Below are 15,664 nucleotides of genomic sequence, written 5' to 3'. Positions count from 1 at the left end.
GAGGGAAACACATGAGTGATGTAAAATTAGTAAAACGTAGTGAAGTTGATCAATCGATTACATGGGATATGAGTTTATTATATCCTAGTGATGAAGCATATCGTACAACATTAAAGGAAACAGAAGCTCAATTAAAGAGTTTTAAAGAAAAATATGAAGATAAACTAGCAGATTTAGAAGTATTAACTGCTGCTACCGAAGAATATGAAGCATTATATGAAACATTTTACCGTTTATCTCATTATGCAGAATTACCAATGACTGTAGACCGTTTCAATGATACAGTAGTTGAAAATGCGACATTATTTGAGCAATTAGCTAGTGCTTGGGCACAAAATATGAGTTTCTATGATACTGAAATCGTAGGACTAGATGAAAGTTTATTACGTCAATTTGTAGCAGAAAAACGTCCAGATTTAGCATACTTTATTGAGAAAATTATTCGTGTTAAAGCACATACTTTATCAAAAGATGCAGAACAAGTTTTATCAAATATGTCTAGCTTACCAAGCTTCTATCAATTATATGAAGTGACAAAACATGAAGATATGGAATTTGACTCATTTGAAGCTGATGGAAAAACGTATGAAAATAGTTTTGTTTTATATGAAAACTTGCATGAGATGGATAATCATACAGAAGTTCGTCGTAATGCAGCGAAAAGTTTTTATAAAACATTAAATCGTTATAAAAATACAGTTGCAAATGAATATATTTCAACGATTAAAAAAGAAAAAATGATTGCTACAATGCGTGGGTATGAAAGTGTTATTGATTATTTATTAGATTTACAAGATGGTGATCGTGAGTTATATGATCGTCAAATTCGTACATTAATGACGGACTTAGCGCCTCATATTCAACGTTATATTCGTTTATTAGCAAGAGAACATAATATTCAAGATATGCAATTTGCGGATTGTAAAATTAATTTAGATCCTGATTTTGAAGTGGATATGTCTATTGAAGAATCTAGAGATTATTTAAAGAAAGCTCTTGGAATTTTAGGGGAAGATTATAAAGATATGATTGATGAAAGTTACGACAAACGTTGGACTGACTTCCCTCAAAATATTGGTAAGAGCACAGGTGGCTTTTGTGCGACTGTTCCAAAAGTAGCTAGCTATATTTTATTATCATGGACTGGAAAAATGAATGAAGTATTTGTATTAGCCCATGAATTAGGACATGCTTACCACTTTAAACGTGTTGGAGAAGAGTTAACAATGTTTAATAATGAATGTTCATTATACTTTGTAGAAGCTCCATCAACTTGTAACGAAGTGATTGTATCAAATTATTTATTGAAAAATAGTACAGATGCTCGTTTCAAACGTTGGGTGATTAGTAATATGATTAGCCGTACTTATTTCCATAATATGGTAACTCACTATTTAGAAGCAGTATTCCAAGATCGTATTTATAAAATGGTAGATAATAATGAGATGTTAAATGCAGATGTGTTATCTAAAGTGAAACGTGAAGTAATGGAAGAGTTCTTCGGGGATAGTCTTGTAGTCAATGAAGGGGCAGAATTAACTTGGATGCGTCAACCTCACTATTATATGGGATTATATCCATATACTTATTCTGCTGGTTTAACAATAGGTACAGCAATTGCGAATAAGATTGAGGAAGATCCTTCTCAAGCTCAAATTTGGAAAGATACATTAGCATTAGGTGGTAGCCTTTCTGCAAAAGACTTAGCACGTCATGCCGGATGTGATGTTTCAACAGAACAACCATTAAAAGAAGCCATTGCTTATGTAGGAAAATTAGTGGATCAATTATACGAATTGACAGATGAGTTAAAATAGGACTTATCTAAAGTAGCAAAGGACGGCAGCAGCCTCGCTTGTGCGAGTCTCATGCCTAAATTTCGAGCCTAGGTCTCGAAATTTCCTTATGGAAGAAGCCAATAGTATGGCTTCTTCCATTTTTGCTACTGCGAAAGTCCATTTTACTCGGACGGAAATTTATGAGAGAGCGAAAAAAATAAGACTTCTCTGAAGTAGCAAAGGACATAAATCCTTATGGCAGGAGCCAATAGTGTGGCTTCTGCCATTTTTGTATCAATAACCTTACATGAACGATAAAAAAGTAAAAGAATGCTCCAACCATAGGTTTTCAATAGTTATAAAAATAAAAGAATTAGCGTAGCTGATTCTTTTATAAGGAAAATTCGAGACTAAGGCTCGAATTTAAGCAATGAGATACCAAAGGTGGCTGCTTGCGACCTATATAACTATTGACAAACCTATAAATTATATCGTACGAATACTAACCTCACCATACGATAATGAGTGCAAAGTTTTATCTTCTTTTTCAATGATTAAATGTCCATTTTCATCAATATCTTTTGCATAAGCGTGATAAACTTGGTTTCCTTCCATCACTTTGATAGATTTTCCAATGATATTAGAGTGTTCCTTATAAGAAGTGATAAAGTCTCTATTTGAAAGATTTTGATAATAAAATGCCCATTTTTCTAAAAATGTCGCAATAAAATGATTTCGATTAAAAGAAAGTGCTTCATATTCCTTTCTAGAAGAAAAAATACTTCCTACAATAGAGTGTAATTCTTCAGGGAAGGACTGAGAAGCTTCAATAAGATTGATTCCCATTCCAACAATCAATGCTTGAACTTGTTGAGACTCAAAATCACTAATGACCTCTGTCAAAATTCCTCCAACTTTTTTATTCTGATAAAATAAATCATTAACCCATTTGATATTGAGAGATTTCCCTGTTAATTGCTCAATTGTCTCGACACATGCAACAGCTGTTGCACAAGTAATGAGAGACAAGTCTTCTAAAGCCGTAGTTGGAAATAGACAAAGGCTCATGTATAAACCTGTTTTAGATGGAGAAACAAATTTTCTTCCTAAACGTCCTCTACCAGCTGTTTGTTCTTCACTAATAAAAATAGCAGGAGTGGTTGAGTTTTGATTTGCGTAAAGTTTTGCTAAATCATTCGTTGAAGTAGTACTTTCCATTGTTTGAATGACCCAATCGATTGGATGATGCTGTTGAATCAGTTCTTGATTGACTTGTTGTTCAGATAATACATCGTTATTTTCAGATAATGTATAACCTTTATTCGTAGAAGAATCGATAGTATAACCTTCTTTTTTTAGTGATTGGATGGCTTTCCAGATTGAAGTTCGAGATTTACTTAAAGCCAGTGCCATTTTTTCTCCTGAAATTGGTTCACCAGTGTGTTCTTGAAGGTAGAGTAAAACAGCTTCTTTTGTTTTCATAAAAAATCCCCCTTTACTTGATTCAAATTGTATAAAGATTCTGTAATATTGTCAACTTTACATTTACTGTTAGTTAACAATGATAAATATAGTTTTAAGTATGCCTTTTTAGAAAGGCATGTTATAATAGAGAAGAAGATGATATGAGAGGATTTGAATCAATGAGAAAATTAGTTATTAATGGAGGAAAACCACTTACTGGGGAAGTAACAATAAGTGGTGCTAAAAATAGTACTGTAGCTTTAATTCCTGCAGCTATTTTGTCATCAGAACCAGTTATATTAGAAGGTGTTCCAGATATTCAAGATGTCGCTGCATTAATTGAAATTTTGAGCGATTTTAATGTTCATACTACTTTTGAAGAAGGAGTATTGACGATTGATCCAACAAATATGTTATCCATTCCAATGCCAAGTGGAAAAATTCAAAGTATGAGAGCTTCTTATTATTTTATGGGAGCAACTCTTGCAAAATTTGGTGAAGGGGTTGTTGGACTTCCTGGAGGATGTTTTTTAGGACCAAGACCAATTGATCAACATATTAAAGGATTCAAATCATTAGGAGCAGATGTTCGAAATGAAATGGGAGCTATTTATTTATCCACAAATGGACAAGGCTTAACAGGAACTCGTATTTATATGGACGTTGTATCAGTAGGAGCAACGATTAATGTTTTACTAGCTGCTGTTCGTGCAAAAGGTAAAACGATTATTGAAAATGCTGCAAGAGAACCTGAGATTATTGATGTCGTTAATTTATTAAATAAAATGGGTGCCAATATTAAAGGTGCTGGTACTAGTATGATTCGTATTGAAGGTGTAGATGAATTACACGGATGTCGACATACGATTATTCCAGATAGAATTGAAGCAGGTACATATTTATCAATTGCAGCAGCAGTAGGTGAAGGAATAACTGTTAAAAATGTCATTTTTGAACATATTGAAGGCTTGCTTGCGAAAATGGAAGAAATGGGCGTGAAAATGACAATTGGAGAAGAAGATATTTATGTAGCTCCTTCTAAAGATTTAAAAGCAGTAAGTATTAAAACATTACCTTATCCTGGTTTTGCAACTGATTTACAACAGCCAATTACGCCATTACTAATGAAAGCGACTGGAGAAGCAAAAATTATTGATACAATTTATCCAAAACGTGTCAATCATATCCCTGAATTAAATCGTATGGGAGCGTTAGGACGTGTAGAAAATGATGTCATTTCAATTACGGGTCCAACACCTTTAACTGGTTGTGAAGTTGCCGCAAGTGATTTAAGAGCTGGTGCAGCGTTAGTCATTGCAGGTTTAATGGCTCAAGGTACAACAAAAATTAGCAATATTGAACATATTTTAAGAGGATATTCTCATATTGTAGAAAATCTACAACAATTAGGTGCCGATATTCAAATGATTGAAGAGGATTAAAATGTCAGAAACAATTGAAACAGTAACTTTACCAGTCTTACAACAAAAGACTTTAAAAGAAATGTATGCTTTTGCGAAGCATTATAAAATTCCTTATTATGGGCAAATGAATAAAAAAGAATTAGCTCTAGCAATTATGAGAGCTCAAGAAGAAGCGACTGGGTTCTTCCAAGTAGAAGGAGTATTAGATATTAATAATGCAGAAGGATTTGGTTTCCTTCGTCCAATTAACTATTCTACTAGTCAAGAAGATATTTATATTTCTTCTTCACAAATTCGTAAATTTGCCTTAAGAAATGGTGACTTAGTAGCAGGGCCTGCTCGTCCTCCGCGTACGGGTGAAAAGTTTAATGGATTAATGCAAGTTGGAGCTGTTAATGGAAAAGATCCTGAAGAAGCAAAAGAAAGGGATCATTTTCCAGGCTTAACACCACTTTATCCTGAAAAACAAATGCAATTAGAAACGACTACGGGTAGAATTGCTTCTAGAATGCTAGATTTAATTTGCCCAATTGGATTTGGACAGCGTGGATTAATTGTGGCACCTCCGAAAGCTGGTAAAACAAGTTTATTAAAAGAAATTGCAAATGGAATTACAACAAACTATCCTAATGCGGAATTAATTATTTTACTAATTGATGAACGGCCAGAAGAAGTAACGGATATTGAGCGTACTGTAGATGCTGAAGTTGTATTTTCGACTTTTGATCAAACACCGGAACACCATATTAAAGTGAGTGAATTAGTTTTAGAGCGTGCATTGCGTTTAGTAGAAGATGGACGTGATGTGATTGTCTTGCTAGATAGTATTACTCGTTTAGCACGTGCGTATAACTTAACAATTCCACCTTCTGGACGTACATTAAGTGGAGGTATTGACCCCGCTGCTTTTTATCGTCCTAAGAGATTTTTTGGTTCTGCAAGAAATATTGAAGATGGTGGCAGTTTAACAATTTTAGCAACAGCTTTAATTGAAACGGGTAGCCGTATGGATGATGTGATTTATGAGGAGTTTAAAGGTACAGGAAATGCGGAAGTGCATTTATCTCGTGAATTAGCAGAAAGACGTGTATTTCCTGCGATTGATGTGAAACGTTCGGGTACTCGTAAAGAGGAAATTTTATTGGAACCTAATGTTTTAGAAGCAGTTTGGAAAGTTCGTAATACAATGAAGGGTGACGGGCTAGAAACAAGCGAACAAATTGTGAAGCAATTAAGAGAAACAAAAAGTAATAAAGACTTTATAAAGCGTATCGAATTACTGTAAAAGATATTCGAAAGACTTTTCTTAAAATAGCATTGGACGCCAGTAGCTTCGCAAATGCGAATCTAATGTAAAAATGCTACTAGGGAAAGTCTTTTTTTTGGATGGACGTAAAGTGAATAGAAACAGAAAAATTTTCATGGTAGCCGGACGCCAGCAGACCTGTCGGTCTCATGGCTAAAAATTGAGCCTTGGTCTCAATTTTTCCTTGTAATATAAGCCACTGAACTAGTGGCTTATATTACTGCTACTATGAAAATTTTTCTGTTTCTATTCACCTTAACTTGTAATTTTTTCTTTTATTCGGTATAAATGCTAGTAAGAAAAGTTTATTTATATTTTTACGTACTTTTTAGGATAATTCAAAAGCAGTGACTAGAACGTATGTTTTATTCTAAAAAAAGGTTGTGATAATAACCAAGCGATAGAATATAGTCTACCTATTCTTAAAGTAATTGCCATTGCTGTAGATAAGAAGGTTCAAAATATGAGAATTGGTTCCATGATTATAAAACAAATTTTATAGAAACATTAAAGATCCATACGCTTCTCAAATAAAAGAGAGTGAATAGAAAGAAAAAACATTTTTACTGTAGCAGTAATATAAGTCACAAGAGTAGTGGCTTATATTACGGGAAAATTTGAGACCAAGGCTCAAATTTTAGCCATGAGATTCGCGAAAGCGAAGCTGCTGGCGTCCCAGTTACAGTAAAAATGTTTTGTCTTCCTATTCACGAATAACTTTACTTTTACTTTAATCCTTCCCATTCTGAGAAAAATTGGGTTAAATAATCTTTCATAAATTCATGTCGACCTTTTGCGATTACACGAGCTTCAGGAGTATGTAAAGTGTCAGATAAAGTTAATAATTTTTCATAAAAATGTCCAATGGCGGTATCTTCAAGATCATGAGCTTTTTCTAACACATCTTGAGGTTCTCCTGTATAAATTGGACGTTGGTTTGCTCCTGAATAAACAAAAGTACGAGCAATCGCAATGGCACCAATAGCATCTAGTCGATCGGAATCTTGAACGATTTTATCCTCAATGGTAATCGGTTGAAGTGGATTTTTCCCATTACGAAATCCAACTGTATCAATAGAGTAGAGAATATTTTCAATTAACTCTTTTGTTAATCCATATTTTACTAATAACTCTCTTACTTCATCTTTTGCTTCTTCTACATTATCGACAATTTTATGATCATATCGATCATGAAGTAGAGCAGCTAACTCAATCTGTAGATGATTAGCTTCAGGGTAATGGACAGCAATTTTTTTAGCATTTTTCCATACTCGTTCAATATGATACCAATCATGCCCAGTATGTTCTTGCGTGAAAAAAATTTGCATTTCTTTTTGAATGGAATGGATAATATCTTTATTATTCATGAATTTCTCCTTTCTTATATCTAATAAAAAGACTTTTGGAATTCCAAAAGTCTTTTTCGTATTAATGTAAAACTTTATTTAAAAAGTTTCTTGTACGATTATGTTGAGGATTTGTGAAGACTTGTTCTGGTGTGCCATCTTCAACAACATATCCACCATCCATGAAAATAACACGGTTACTTACTTCGCGGGCAAATCCCATTTCGTGAGTTACTACGACCATTGTCATCCCATCTTTTGCTAATTGTTGCATTACTTCTAATACATCCCCAACCATTTCTGGGTCAAGAGCGGAAGTTGGCTCATCGAATAATAACATTTTTGGTTTCATCGCTAAAGCACGTGCAATGGCTACACGTTGTTTTTGACCACCAGATAATGTTTTTGGATAGACATCTGCTTTATCTTCTAGTCCAACCATTCCTAATAATTCTAAGGCATGTTTTTCTGCATCTTCTTTTGTTTCACGTCCTAATTCAACAGGAGCTAATGTAATATTCTCTTTAATGGTTAAATGAGGGAATAAGTTAAAGTGTTGGAATACCATTCCAATTTCTTGACGAACAAAGTTCAAGTCAGTATTTTTATCGGTTAAATCATAACCATCTACAATAACTTTACCTTCAGTTGTTTTTTCTAGACGATTTAAGCAACGTAAAAATGTTGATTTACCTGATCCAGAAGGACCGATAATACAAACGACTTGTCCTTCTTCAATTTCTAAATCAATCGATTTTAAGACTTCTAATTCACCGTAATTTTTTTTAAGGCCTTTTACTTCGATAATTGCCATCTTATGCCTTCCTTTCTAAACGTGCTGAAATTTTCGTTAATAGAGTAATAACGATTAAGTACATCATACCAACAATAAACCACATTGAACTTGATTGTAAGTTTCTTGCAATAATTATTTTACCAGTTTGTGTCAATTCTACAAGTCCTATGATGGATAAAATTGAAGTGTCTTTCAAAGTAATAACAAATTGGTTAATAAATGATGGAACCATTAAACGAATCGCTTGTGGTAAAATAATTTTTTGCATTGATTTATAATAGGGTAAGCCTAAACTCATTGCTGCCTCGCTTTGTCCTTTATCGATTGCATTAATACCACCACGAACAATTTCAGCGATATAAGCAGCAGCATTCAATCCTAATGTTGTAATAGCTGCAACTGTTGCATCTAAACGAATATTTAATGCTTGAGGAATTCCAAAATAAATAAAGAATGTTAAAACAATTAGTGGAATACCACGCATAAAGTCAATGTAGATAGTTGCGATTGTTTCTAATATAGCAATGCGGCTTGTTCTCATTAGTCCTAAAAGAACTCCGATAATAGTTGCAATTGCCAGAGAAACAAATGTAATCCAAATAGTATTCCATAAACCATTTAATAGTGTAGGAGCATTTGTTTTTAATAATCCAAATAAACTTGTATCTTCAGTAGATGTAGTTGTTGAATCATCTGTTCCAATATATTTATTAATGATTTTATCGTATTCACCATTAGATTTTAAAGTAGCTAATCCACGGTTGAAAGCTTCTAAAAATTCAGTGTTTTGATTTTTTAATACCGCAACTCCATATTGAGTGATTTGTTCTTTATAAGAAGTTAATGTCATTGGTAAGTGATTGCTGCGAATGGCATATCCTAATACTGGATAATCTTCAAAAGCTGCCACACTATTTCCACTGACTACATCTTGATACATATTTGCTGAATCTTCAAATGTTGAGATTGTAAATCCGTATTGATCTTTAATAGAAGAAGCAAAACTAGCTCCTTGCGTACCAATTTTTACAGCGACATTTTTACCGCGTAGTTCTTCATAAGTACTAATGTTGCTTGAAGTACTTACTGCCATTCCAATACCGCTATCGAAGTATGAATCAGTGAAGTCAAATTTTTGTTTTCTTTCATCAGTTATACTCATTCCTGCGATAACTGCATCAACTTGTCCAGCTTCTAAAGCTTGAACAGCAGCGTTAAATCCTAAAGCTTTAATTTCAATTTCAAAATTTTCTTCTTTTGCGATAGCTTTCATTAAATCCATATCAATTCCAACATAATTACCAGAAGTATCTTGGAATTCAAATGGGGCAAAAGTAGTATCTGTCGCAATCGTATATTTTTTTGTAGCAGCTTCGATTGGAGTAGAAAGAAGGAAAAATAAAATTCCTAATAAGCTAATCCAGAAGCTCTTTTTCTTAATGTTCTTTTGTATTTTCATAAAGACCTCCATATTGTTAAAAATTTATGTGCGTCTATTTTACTAAATTTTAATCTAAAAAACAAAAAACAGGTCTCATGTCATGTTATATTTTCTGACATGAGACCTGTGAAAGAGTCATTCTTTCTTTAAATGATGATTGAGTTCCGTTAACAAATGAATCATTGTATCTAACCGTTGTTCCATACGATGAAGTAAGTAAATACTCATTGCAATTGGAAACCCCATATTGCTAATTAAAGCAATGAACGGTTGAAGAATATCTGTTTCCATAAAATCACCTCCTACTATTAAGAAGGAGATTATACAAAAAAATTACCCCCATAAAGGAGGTAATTCGTTATTTTTGTTGATCTAAACAGTTTTGAATCGCTTTAGCAACGCCACCATGTTTGTTATCATCGGTTTGATATTTAGCAGTGTTCATAGCTTCTTGATTAGCATTTCCCATCGCTACACTATAACCAGCAAGTTTTAACATAGAAACATCATTGGAGTTATCACCAATCGCAAAAACTTCGTCCATTGAAATTCCTAAAGTATCTGCGTAGTATTGAAGAGCTATTCCTTTTTGAGCATCTTTGTGGGTGATTTCAATATTCGTTTTAAAAGACGAAGTAACAACTAGATTAGGAAGTTCTTGCTCGACATAAGATTTAATTTCCATTAATGAATCTTCAGTTTCATAATTAGAAGTTAAGACTTTATAAATTTTAATGGATGGATCTTCTAACACTTCTTCTACATTAGAAACGTCTGTTGCATCAAAAAGTTTTCTTAATTTATCGAGTTCAACTTCAAATTGTTCTGGAGTAAAATCTGGATGATTGGCTTTAAAAGTAGCTACTCTTTTTGCAAATTTTTCTGCAAAATGTAAGGAGAATAAGCCTTTTGAAGTCATCATATCCCAATTGTTATGATGTTTTTCAATTTTTTGAATCAGTTTACGTGTATCTTCATGAGAAAGAGTAACTTCTTTTAAAATAGTGCCGTCCTCTTTATAAATAACTGCTCCATTTAATCCTATGACGGGGCATTGAATATTTGTAGGTTCTAAGCAAAGCGAAGCTTGGTAAAAATCTCTTCCTGAGCAAATGACAAATGGAATATTCTTTTCTTGTAAATAGTGGACCATTTTTACATTATCTGGATGAATGGTAGAATGATCTTGTAAAATTGTTCCATCCATATCACTAGCAAATAATCGAATCATACGTTCTCTTTTTTTGCTTCTTGAATATGTTTATTTAACAATGATAGATGTGATTGAATTCTTTTGATACGAGGTTGGCTCATATGTTTAAAATTTTGTACATCTTCCATTATTTCTTCAGATAGCTCTTTTACTTGTGGAATAATTCGATATTGTAATTGTTGTGTTCCCTTTTGAAGAATAGGAATTCCATTACTTAAAGTTGAAATATCTTCAGATAAGCTGACGATATTCTTATATAATTTTTCACGATTTTTTTTACCATTATGTTTAGTGGTTAATAGAGCCACTGTGCTACCAACAATACTTCCGAAGAGTAATCCTTTTATGAATTTTTTCATTTATTTTCTTCTCCAAATTTCTAAGTAAATTTTATCATGTGAACGACCATCGAATTTTTCCTTTTTAACGATTGTAGTTTGATTAAAAGGTAAATCTAATTTTTTATCACTTGGATACACACGAGTCCATTTATATAAATAAAAATCTACTTTACCTTTATAATCGTCAAGTTGAATATCTTCATTTTCAATAAAAACAAAATCATTTTCTTTTGCTCCATAAAGATTGAATTCAGCTAATGACTGGATAGAAATATCTGTACCTTCAAACAATTCTTTAGAATAATCTGATACATATAAAGTTCCATTTTCCTGTTTTACTTTGCTTACGATGTTTTCAACTAAAAAAGCATCTTTTGATTGACGACGATGATTAAAAAGAACACCATTATCTTTATCTAATACATAAATAACTTTCATATTTATCCCTCCACATGTTTGGCAATATTTTGTGCGATATTTGCTAATTCCTCATGAGAATAGTCATGAGTTTCCCATTTTAATCCGAAACCTTCTTCGTGTTTATAACGAGGAATTAAATGGATATGAGAGTGGAATACACTTTGAAAAGCAACTTCTCCATTATTATTTAAAATATTTACCCCTTTTACATCTGGGTTCATTGCTTTTAAAGCACGAGCAATTTTAGGAATTCTGCTAAATACAGCTGCAGCTAATTCCTCATCATATTCAAAAATATCTTTCACGTGTTTTTTTGGCACGACTAATGTATGACCTGGGGTTACTTGTCCTAAGTCTAAAAAGGCAATGACTACCTCATCTTCATAAACAATATGTGCTGGAATTTCTTTAGAAATAATTTTATCAAAAATACAATCTGACATGATAAAAACCTCCTTAAATTGTATAGGCAAATCGTACCACGAGTAGTGAAGGAATGCAATGAAATCGCGAAGTTTTTCTTGAAATGAAAGATTCTAGGAACTAGACTGTTTTTTTGATATAATAATGCTAAATTGTGTAGGATTGGAGAAAGTTATGACATTAAAAGTAGATAATATAACAGCTGGTTATACTCAAGTTCCTGTTATTAAAGGAGTTTCTTTTGAAGTACAATCAGGGGAAATTTGTGGACTCATTGGATTAAATGGGGCAGGGAAAAGTACAACGATTAAATGTATTACAAATTTTATTCAACCATTTTCAGGAAAGATTTCTATACAAGGGCATACCATTGAGGAAAGTGTGAGAGATTATCGTAAATTGATTGCAGTCATTCCGGAAACACCCGTGTTATATGAAGAATTAACTTTTAGAGAACATATTGAATTAACAGCTCGAGCTTATCAACAAGATACGCCTGAAACGATGCACAGAGCGATGAAATTAGTAGAGCAGTTTCGTTTAACGAAACAATTAGATTGGTTCCCAGCTTATTTTTCAAAAGGAATGAAGCAAAAAGTACTCATTATTTGTGCATTAATGTTAGATGTTCCATTATATGTGGTAGATGAACCATTTTTAGGATTAGATCCTTTAGGAATTCGTACATTATTAACTGTATTAAGAGAGAAAAAAGAATCTGGTGCAGCCATCTTAATGTCTACACATGTGCTAGATACTGCCGAAAAATATTGTGATCGTTTCATTGTATTACATGATGGATTAGTTCAAGCACAAGGAGATTTAGAAACATTAAAAAGCGAAGTTCAAATTGATGAAAATTCATTAGAAGACGTGTATTTTGCATTAACAATGAATACAGGTGATTATCATGAATAGTGATCAATTGTGGGGAAGTCGTTTCAAGACTTATCAGAAAAAAGTAATGAAATATGCCAAATATATGATGAATGATCATTTTATGATTGTTGTCTTTTTCTTATTTGGTTTTCTATTATTTCAATATTCTACATGGTTAAAAACAATTCGTATTTTAGAATGGCCTTTGATATTATTGATTAGTTTGTTATTAGCTATTTTTCCTTTATTTGGTGAAATTGCAACTTATGTAGAAGAGGCTGATTTACACTTTTTAAGTGTGATTGGTGAAGATTTTAAACCGTATTTTAAACGTGCGATTCGTTATAGTTGGATTTTTCCATTAGTGATGAATTTTATTGCAACGATTTTTGTGTTGCCGATTTTTATGCAGGCATTTGGGAACGGAATGATTCCATTTTTTGTCATTTTTGGAACGCTATTATCTCTAAAAGGGTTCCATTTTATGATTCAAAAATCAATTTTTGAAGGGAAGTTACCAAAAAATTCCTACTATAATGTGGCACTCTATTTGGTGAACAGTATTTGTTTATTTGGAATTCTTTCTTTTATTCCAAAAGTGTTCTCTTTATCGTTGACACAAGTCTTGGCAGTTCTTTCAATTGGACTTTATCGTTTTGCATCTGCTAAAACGGTGAATTTTGACTGGAATGAAATGATTCAAAAAGAGCAAGTGCGTCAACAAAGAATTTTTAGAGTGATTGCTTTGTTTGTAGATGTACCGTTTTTAAAGAAACATCAAGCAAAACGCAATCAATCATTAGATATTTTCGTGGGAAAACTAACACCAAATCGTATTCATCCGTATCGTTATTTATTAGTTCGAACAGCATTAAGAAGTTCTAATTATACTTCGGTGTTACTTCAAATGATTATAGCAACAATTTTATTATCATTTGCTAGTTCTGTTTGGTATTGGATAATGGTAATTCAATCGATGATGATGTTAGTGATTTGTTTCCAATTTGCTTCCTTATATAAACATCCAAAAGCTCATTCGATTTATATTCATTCCTTATATGATACAAAGGAAATGATGGATGATTTTATTGGGGTTGTTTTACAGTTAGTCATTGGAGCAAGTGTAATGATTAGCTTATTAACAGCTTTGGTCTCGAGAAATGCTGTCGTATTAATAGGACTTTTATGGTATCCCGTATTATCTGCTACATTTTTATATGGTTATTTAAAACCACGTTTAAATCGTAAAAAGAAAAGAAGATAGATTTTAACCATGAAGCTTGACGGAAACATTGGGACAGCATAAAATGAAAGATAACGAATAAACTCAAGAAATGGTCGGTAGGGATAGAAATATGGAACAAAACATGGATGCAGGATGGGAATTACATCCTATTGGGGGAGATACCGGACAAGCCTATATGGCAGTGAGAGCACAGGAGAGAGTCTTTTTGAAAAGAAATTCTTCGCCATTTTTAGCTGCATTGTCAGGAGAGGGAATTGCCCCTAAACTAATGTGGACCAAGAGAGCTGGAAATGGAGATGTTCTAACAGCTCAAGAGTGGTTAAATGGTCGATCCTTAACAACTGAAGAAATGAATTCGATGGAAGTGATTGATTTATTAAAAGAAATCCATCAGTCTCCTAATTTACTATTAATGCTTCAAAAAATTCAGGGAGAAGAATATACTGCTCAGCATTTCATTGAAGATTATTTAGTAAATTTACAGTCAGGTTTACAAAGTCATCGTTTCTTATCCGAAGTGTTAAATTATTTAAAAGAAACATTGCCTCTTGTATTAGAAGCAGGAAAAACAGTTTGTCACGGTGATTTAGATCGTCGTAATTTTTTATTGGCTAATGATAAATTATATTTAATTGATTGGGAAATGGTTCGTTTAGCTGATCCTGTATCGGATTTAACGATGATTTTAACTCAATACATTCCTGTTCATCAATGGGGTGAATGGTTAGATGCTTATGGTTTAAATTTATCAACGAATATTTATCAACGAATTGAATGGTATGCTTTGATGAATTGTTTAAACTTTATTAAGAAAAGTCATTTTGAAGGTCGTTATTATGAAATGAATGAAAAGATTTTAGTTGTAAAATCAATTTATAATCATCGATTGATGAAAGAAGAGGAGTAAAAAGATTGCGTTTAAGAAATAAACCATGGGCTAAAGATACTTTATTAGCTCATCCAGAAATGGTCATTCAAAATCCAGAAGAATGGAAAGGACGTTGGAAAGAAAGATTTGGAAATGATCATCCGATTCATATTGAAATTGGATCTGGAAAAGGACAATTCGTTAGTGAAATGGCTAAGAAAAATCCTGAAATTAATTATATTGGGATTGAAATTCAAACAAGTGTTATTGTTGTTGCATTAGAAAAAGCTTTAGCTGCCCAAGTTCCAAATTTACAGTTATTACATATTGATGGCGGAACAGTCACAGATTATTTTGAAGATGGTGAAGTTGATCGAATTTACTTAAATTTCTCAGATCCATGGCCTAAGAAACGTCATGCTAAAAGACGCTTGACTCATGCTGATTTTCTAAAAGCATATGAACAAGTATTACCTTTAGAAGGAGAAATTCATTTTAAAACAGATAATCGAGGATTATTTGAATATAGTTTAGCTTCATTTTCTCAATTTGGCATGATTTTAAAGCAAGTTTGGTTAGATTTACACCAAGTAGAGTTTGAAGGCAATGTGATGACCGAATATGAAGAAAAGTTTTCTGCTAAAGGACATCCTATTTATCGAGTAGAAGCAATTTTTCCAAAAGAACGTCATCCCTATAAAGTAAAATAGAGGAGTGAG

Annotated in this window: 16 protein-coding genes; 7 read left to right on the top strand and 9 right to left on the bottom strand. The window is 32.7% G+C overall.

Going from position 1 to position 15,664, the window contains the following annotated elements:
* Positions 1-11 precede the first annotated feature (11 nt).
* Positions 12-1,817, top strand: a complete 1,806-nt coding sequence (pepF, locus tag RWO76_RS02905; RefSeq protein WP_314354177.1) for an oligoendopeptidase F — start codon at positions 12-14, stop codon at positions 1,815-1,817.
* 447 nt (positions 1,818-2,264) lie between these two features.
* Here the strand turns inward: pepF and RWO76_RS02900 are convergent, their stop codons facing one another.
* Positions 2,265-3,260 carry a biotin--[acetyl-CoA-carboxylase] ligase gene (locus RWO76_RS02900; protein ID WP_314354175.1) on the bottom strand — a complete coding sequence of 332 codons (996 nt, stop codon included), beginning with the start codon at positions 3,258-3,260 and terminating at the stop codon, positions 2,265-2,267.
* Between the two features lie 161 nt (positions 3,261-3,421).
* Between RWO76_RS02900 and RWO76_RS02895 the strand changes: the two genes are divergently transcribed.
* Positions 3,422-4,684, top strand: a complete 1,263-nt coding sequence (locus RWO76_RS02895; protein ID WP_314354173.1) for a UDP-N-acetylglucosamine 1-carboxyvinyltransferase — start codon at positions 3,422-3,424, stop codon at positions 4,682-4,684.
* Between the two features lies 1 nt (position 4,685).
* A complete protein-coding gene (rho, locus tag RWO76_RS02890) occupies positions 4,686-5,951 on the top strand; it encodes a transcription termination factor Rho (protein ID WP_314354172.1) in 1,266 nt (421 codons plus the stop codon).
* A 746-nt stretch (positions 5,952-6,697) separates the two neighbouring features.
* On the opposite strand, the gene RWO76_RS02885 is transcribed toward rho, so the two are convergent.
* From RWO76_RS02885 to RWO76_RS02850, 8 genes are all read right to left on the bottom strand, one after another.
* Positions 6,698-7,339, bottom strand: coding sequence for an HD domain-containing protein (locus RWO76_RS02885; protein WP_314354170.1), 642 nt, complete (start codon positions 7,337-7,339; stop codon positions 6,698-6,700).
* Positions 7,340-7,400: 61 nt separating this feature from the next.
* A complete protein-coding gene (locus tag RWO76_RS02880; protein WP_314354168.1) occupies positions 7,401-8,132 on the bottom strand; it encodes an amino acid ABC transporter ATP-binding protein in 732 nt (243 codons plus the stop codon).
* A 1-nt stretch (position 8,133) separates the two neighbouring features.
* Positions 8,134-9,573, bottom strand: coding sequence for an amino acid ABC transporter substrate-binding protein/permease (locus tag RWO76_RS02875; protein WP_314354167.1), 1,440 nt, complete (start codon positions 9,571-9,573; stop codon positions 8,134-8,136).
* Positions 9,574-9,690: 117 nt separating this feature from the next.
* The gene (locus RWO76_RS02870) at positions 9,691-9,846 is read right to left on the bottom strand and encodes a YvrJ family protein (RefSeq protein WP_314257031.1); all 156 of its coding nucleotides are present in this window, start codon (positions 9,844-9,846) and stop codon (positions 9,691-9,693) included.
* A gap of 67 nt (positions 9,847-9,913) precedes the next feature.
* Entirely contained in the window at positions 9,914-10,786 is an 873-nt protein-coding gene (locus RWO76_RS02865) for a Cof-type HAD-IIB family hydrolase (RefSeq protein ID WP_314354165.1), read from the bottom strand.
* Positions 10,783-11,127 (bottom strand): YtxH domain-containing protein, encoded by a 345-nt coding sequence (locus RWO76_RS02860; RefSeq protein ID WP_314354164.1) that lies wholly within the window; start codon positions 11,125-11,127, stop codon positions 10,783-10,785. The genes RWO76_RS02865 and RWO76_RS02860 overlap by 4 nt, the downstream gene beginning before the upstream one ends.
* Complete coding sequence (locus RWO76_RS02855) at positions 11,128-11,547, bottom strand: hypothetical protein (RefSeq protein WP_314354162.1); 420 nt, start codon at positions 11,545-11,547, stop codon at positions 11,128-11,130.
* A gap of 2 nt (positions 11,548-11,549) precedes the next feature.
* Positions 11,550-11,972, bottom strand: coding sequence for an HIT family protein (locus RWO76_RS02850; protein WP_006702299.1), 423 nt, complete (start codon positions 11,970-11,972; stop codon positions 11,550-11,552).
* Between the two features lie 154 nt (positions 11,973-12,126).
* On the opposite strand from RWO76_RS02850, the gene RWO76_RS02845 reads away from it, so the two are divergent.
* The 4 genes from RWO76_RS02845 to trmB all read left to right on the top strand — a co-directional run bounded on the left by RWO76_RS02845 (position 12,127) and on the right by trmB (position 15,655).
* Entirely contained in the window at positions 12,127-12,870 is a 744-nt protein-coding gene (locus tag RWO76_RS02845; RefSeq protein WP_314354161.1) for an ABC transporter ATP-binding protein, read from the top strand.
* The gene (locus RWO76_RS02840; protein WP_314354160.1) at positions 12,863-14,095 is read left to right on the top strand and encodes an ABC transporter permease; all 1,233 of its coding nucleotides are present in this window, start codon (positions 12,863-12,865) and stop codon (positions 14,093-14,095) included. The genes RWO76_RS02845 and RWO76_RS02840 overlap by 8 nt, the downstream gene beginning before the upstream one ends.
* Positions 14,096-14,186: 91 nt before the next feature.
* The gene (locus tag RWO76_RS02835) at positions 14,187-14,984 is read left to right on the top strand and encodes a phosphotransferase family protein (RefSeq protein WP_314354159.1); all 798 of its coding nucleotides are present in this window, start codon (positions 14,187-14,189) and stop codon (positions 14,982-14,984) included.
* A 5-nt stretch (positions 14,985-14,989) separates the two neighbouring features.
* Positions 14,990-15,655: a tRNA (guanosine(46)-N7)-methyltransferase TrmB gene (trmB, locus tag RWO76_RS02830; protein ID WP_314354158.1), complete on the top strand. Its 666-nt coding sequence runs from the start codon at positions 14,990-14,992 to the stop codon at positions 15,653-15,655.
* The last annotated feature ends 9 nt before the right edge of the window (positions 15,656-15,664 follow it).

The organism is uncultured Granulicatella sp. (genome assembly GCF_963521425.1).
Taxonomy (GTDB): domain Bacteria; phylum Bacillota; class Bacilli; order Lactobacillales; family Aerococcaceae; genus Granulicatella.
This window is presented reverse-complemented; position numbering and strand designations above follow the sequence as displayed.

Bases quoted from the DNA above. Each gene is read 5' to 3' on its own strand.
- RWO76_RS02895 (WP_314354173.1), top strand. From the start codon at position 3,422: ATGAGAAAATTAGTTATTAATGGAGGAAAACCACTTACTGGGGAAGTA.
- RWO76_RS02900 (WP_314354175.1), bottom strand. From the start codon at position 3,260: ATGAAAACAAAAGAAGCTGTTTTACTCTACCTTCAAGAACACACTGGT.
- pepF (WP_314354177.1), top strand. From the start codon at position 12: ATGAGTGATGTAAAATTAGTAAAACGTAGTGAAGTTGATCAATCGATT.
- RWO76_RS02845 (WP_314354161.1), top strand. From the start codon at position 12,127: ATGACATTAAAAGTAGATAATATAACAGCTGGTTATACTCAAGTTCCT.
- RWO76_RS02880 (WP_314354168.1), bottom strand. From the start codon at position 8,132: ATGGCAATTATCGAAGTAAAAGGCCTTAAAAAAAATTACGGTGAATTA.
- RWO76_RS02870 (WP_314257031.1), bottom strand. From the start codon at position 9,846: ATGGAAACAGATATTCTTCAACCGTTCATTGCTTTAATTAGCAATATG.
- RWO76_RS02860 (WP_314354164.1), bottom strand. From the start codon at position 11,127: ATGAAAAAATTCATAAAAGGATTACTCTTCGGAAGTATTGTTGGTAGC.
- RWO76_RS02840 (WP_314354160.1), top strand. From the start codon at position 12,863: ATGAATAGTGATCAATTGTGGGGAAGTCGTTTCAAGACTTATCAGAAA.
- rho (WP_314354172.1), top strand. From the start codon at position 4,686: ATGTCAGAAACAATTGAAACAGTAACTTTACCAGTCTTACAACAAAAG.
- RWO76_RS02850 (WP_006702299.1), bottom strand. From the start codon at position 11,972: ATGTCAGATTGTATTTTTGATAAAATTATTTCTAAAGAAATTCCAGCA.
- RWO76_RS02875 (WP_314354167.1), bottom strand. From the start codon at position 9,573: ATGAAAATACAAAAGAACATTAAGAAAAAGAGCTTCTGGATTAGCTTA.
- RWO76_RS02855 (WP_314354162.1), bottom strand. From the start codon at position 11,547: ATGAAAGTTATTTATGTATTAGATAAAGATAATGGTGTTCTTTTTAAT.
- RWO76_RS02885 (WP_314354170.1), bottom strand. From the start codon at position 7,339: ATGAATAATAAAGATATTATCCATTCCATTCAAAAAGAAATGCAAATT.
- RWO76_RS02835 (WP_314354159.1), top strand. From the start codon at position 14,187: ATGGAACAAAACATGGATGCAGGATGGGAATTACATCCTATTGGGGGA.
- RWO76_RS02865 (WP_314354165.1), bottom strand. From the start codon at position 10,786: ATGATTCGATTATTTGCTAGTGATATGGATGGAACAATTTTACAAGAT.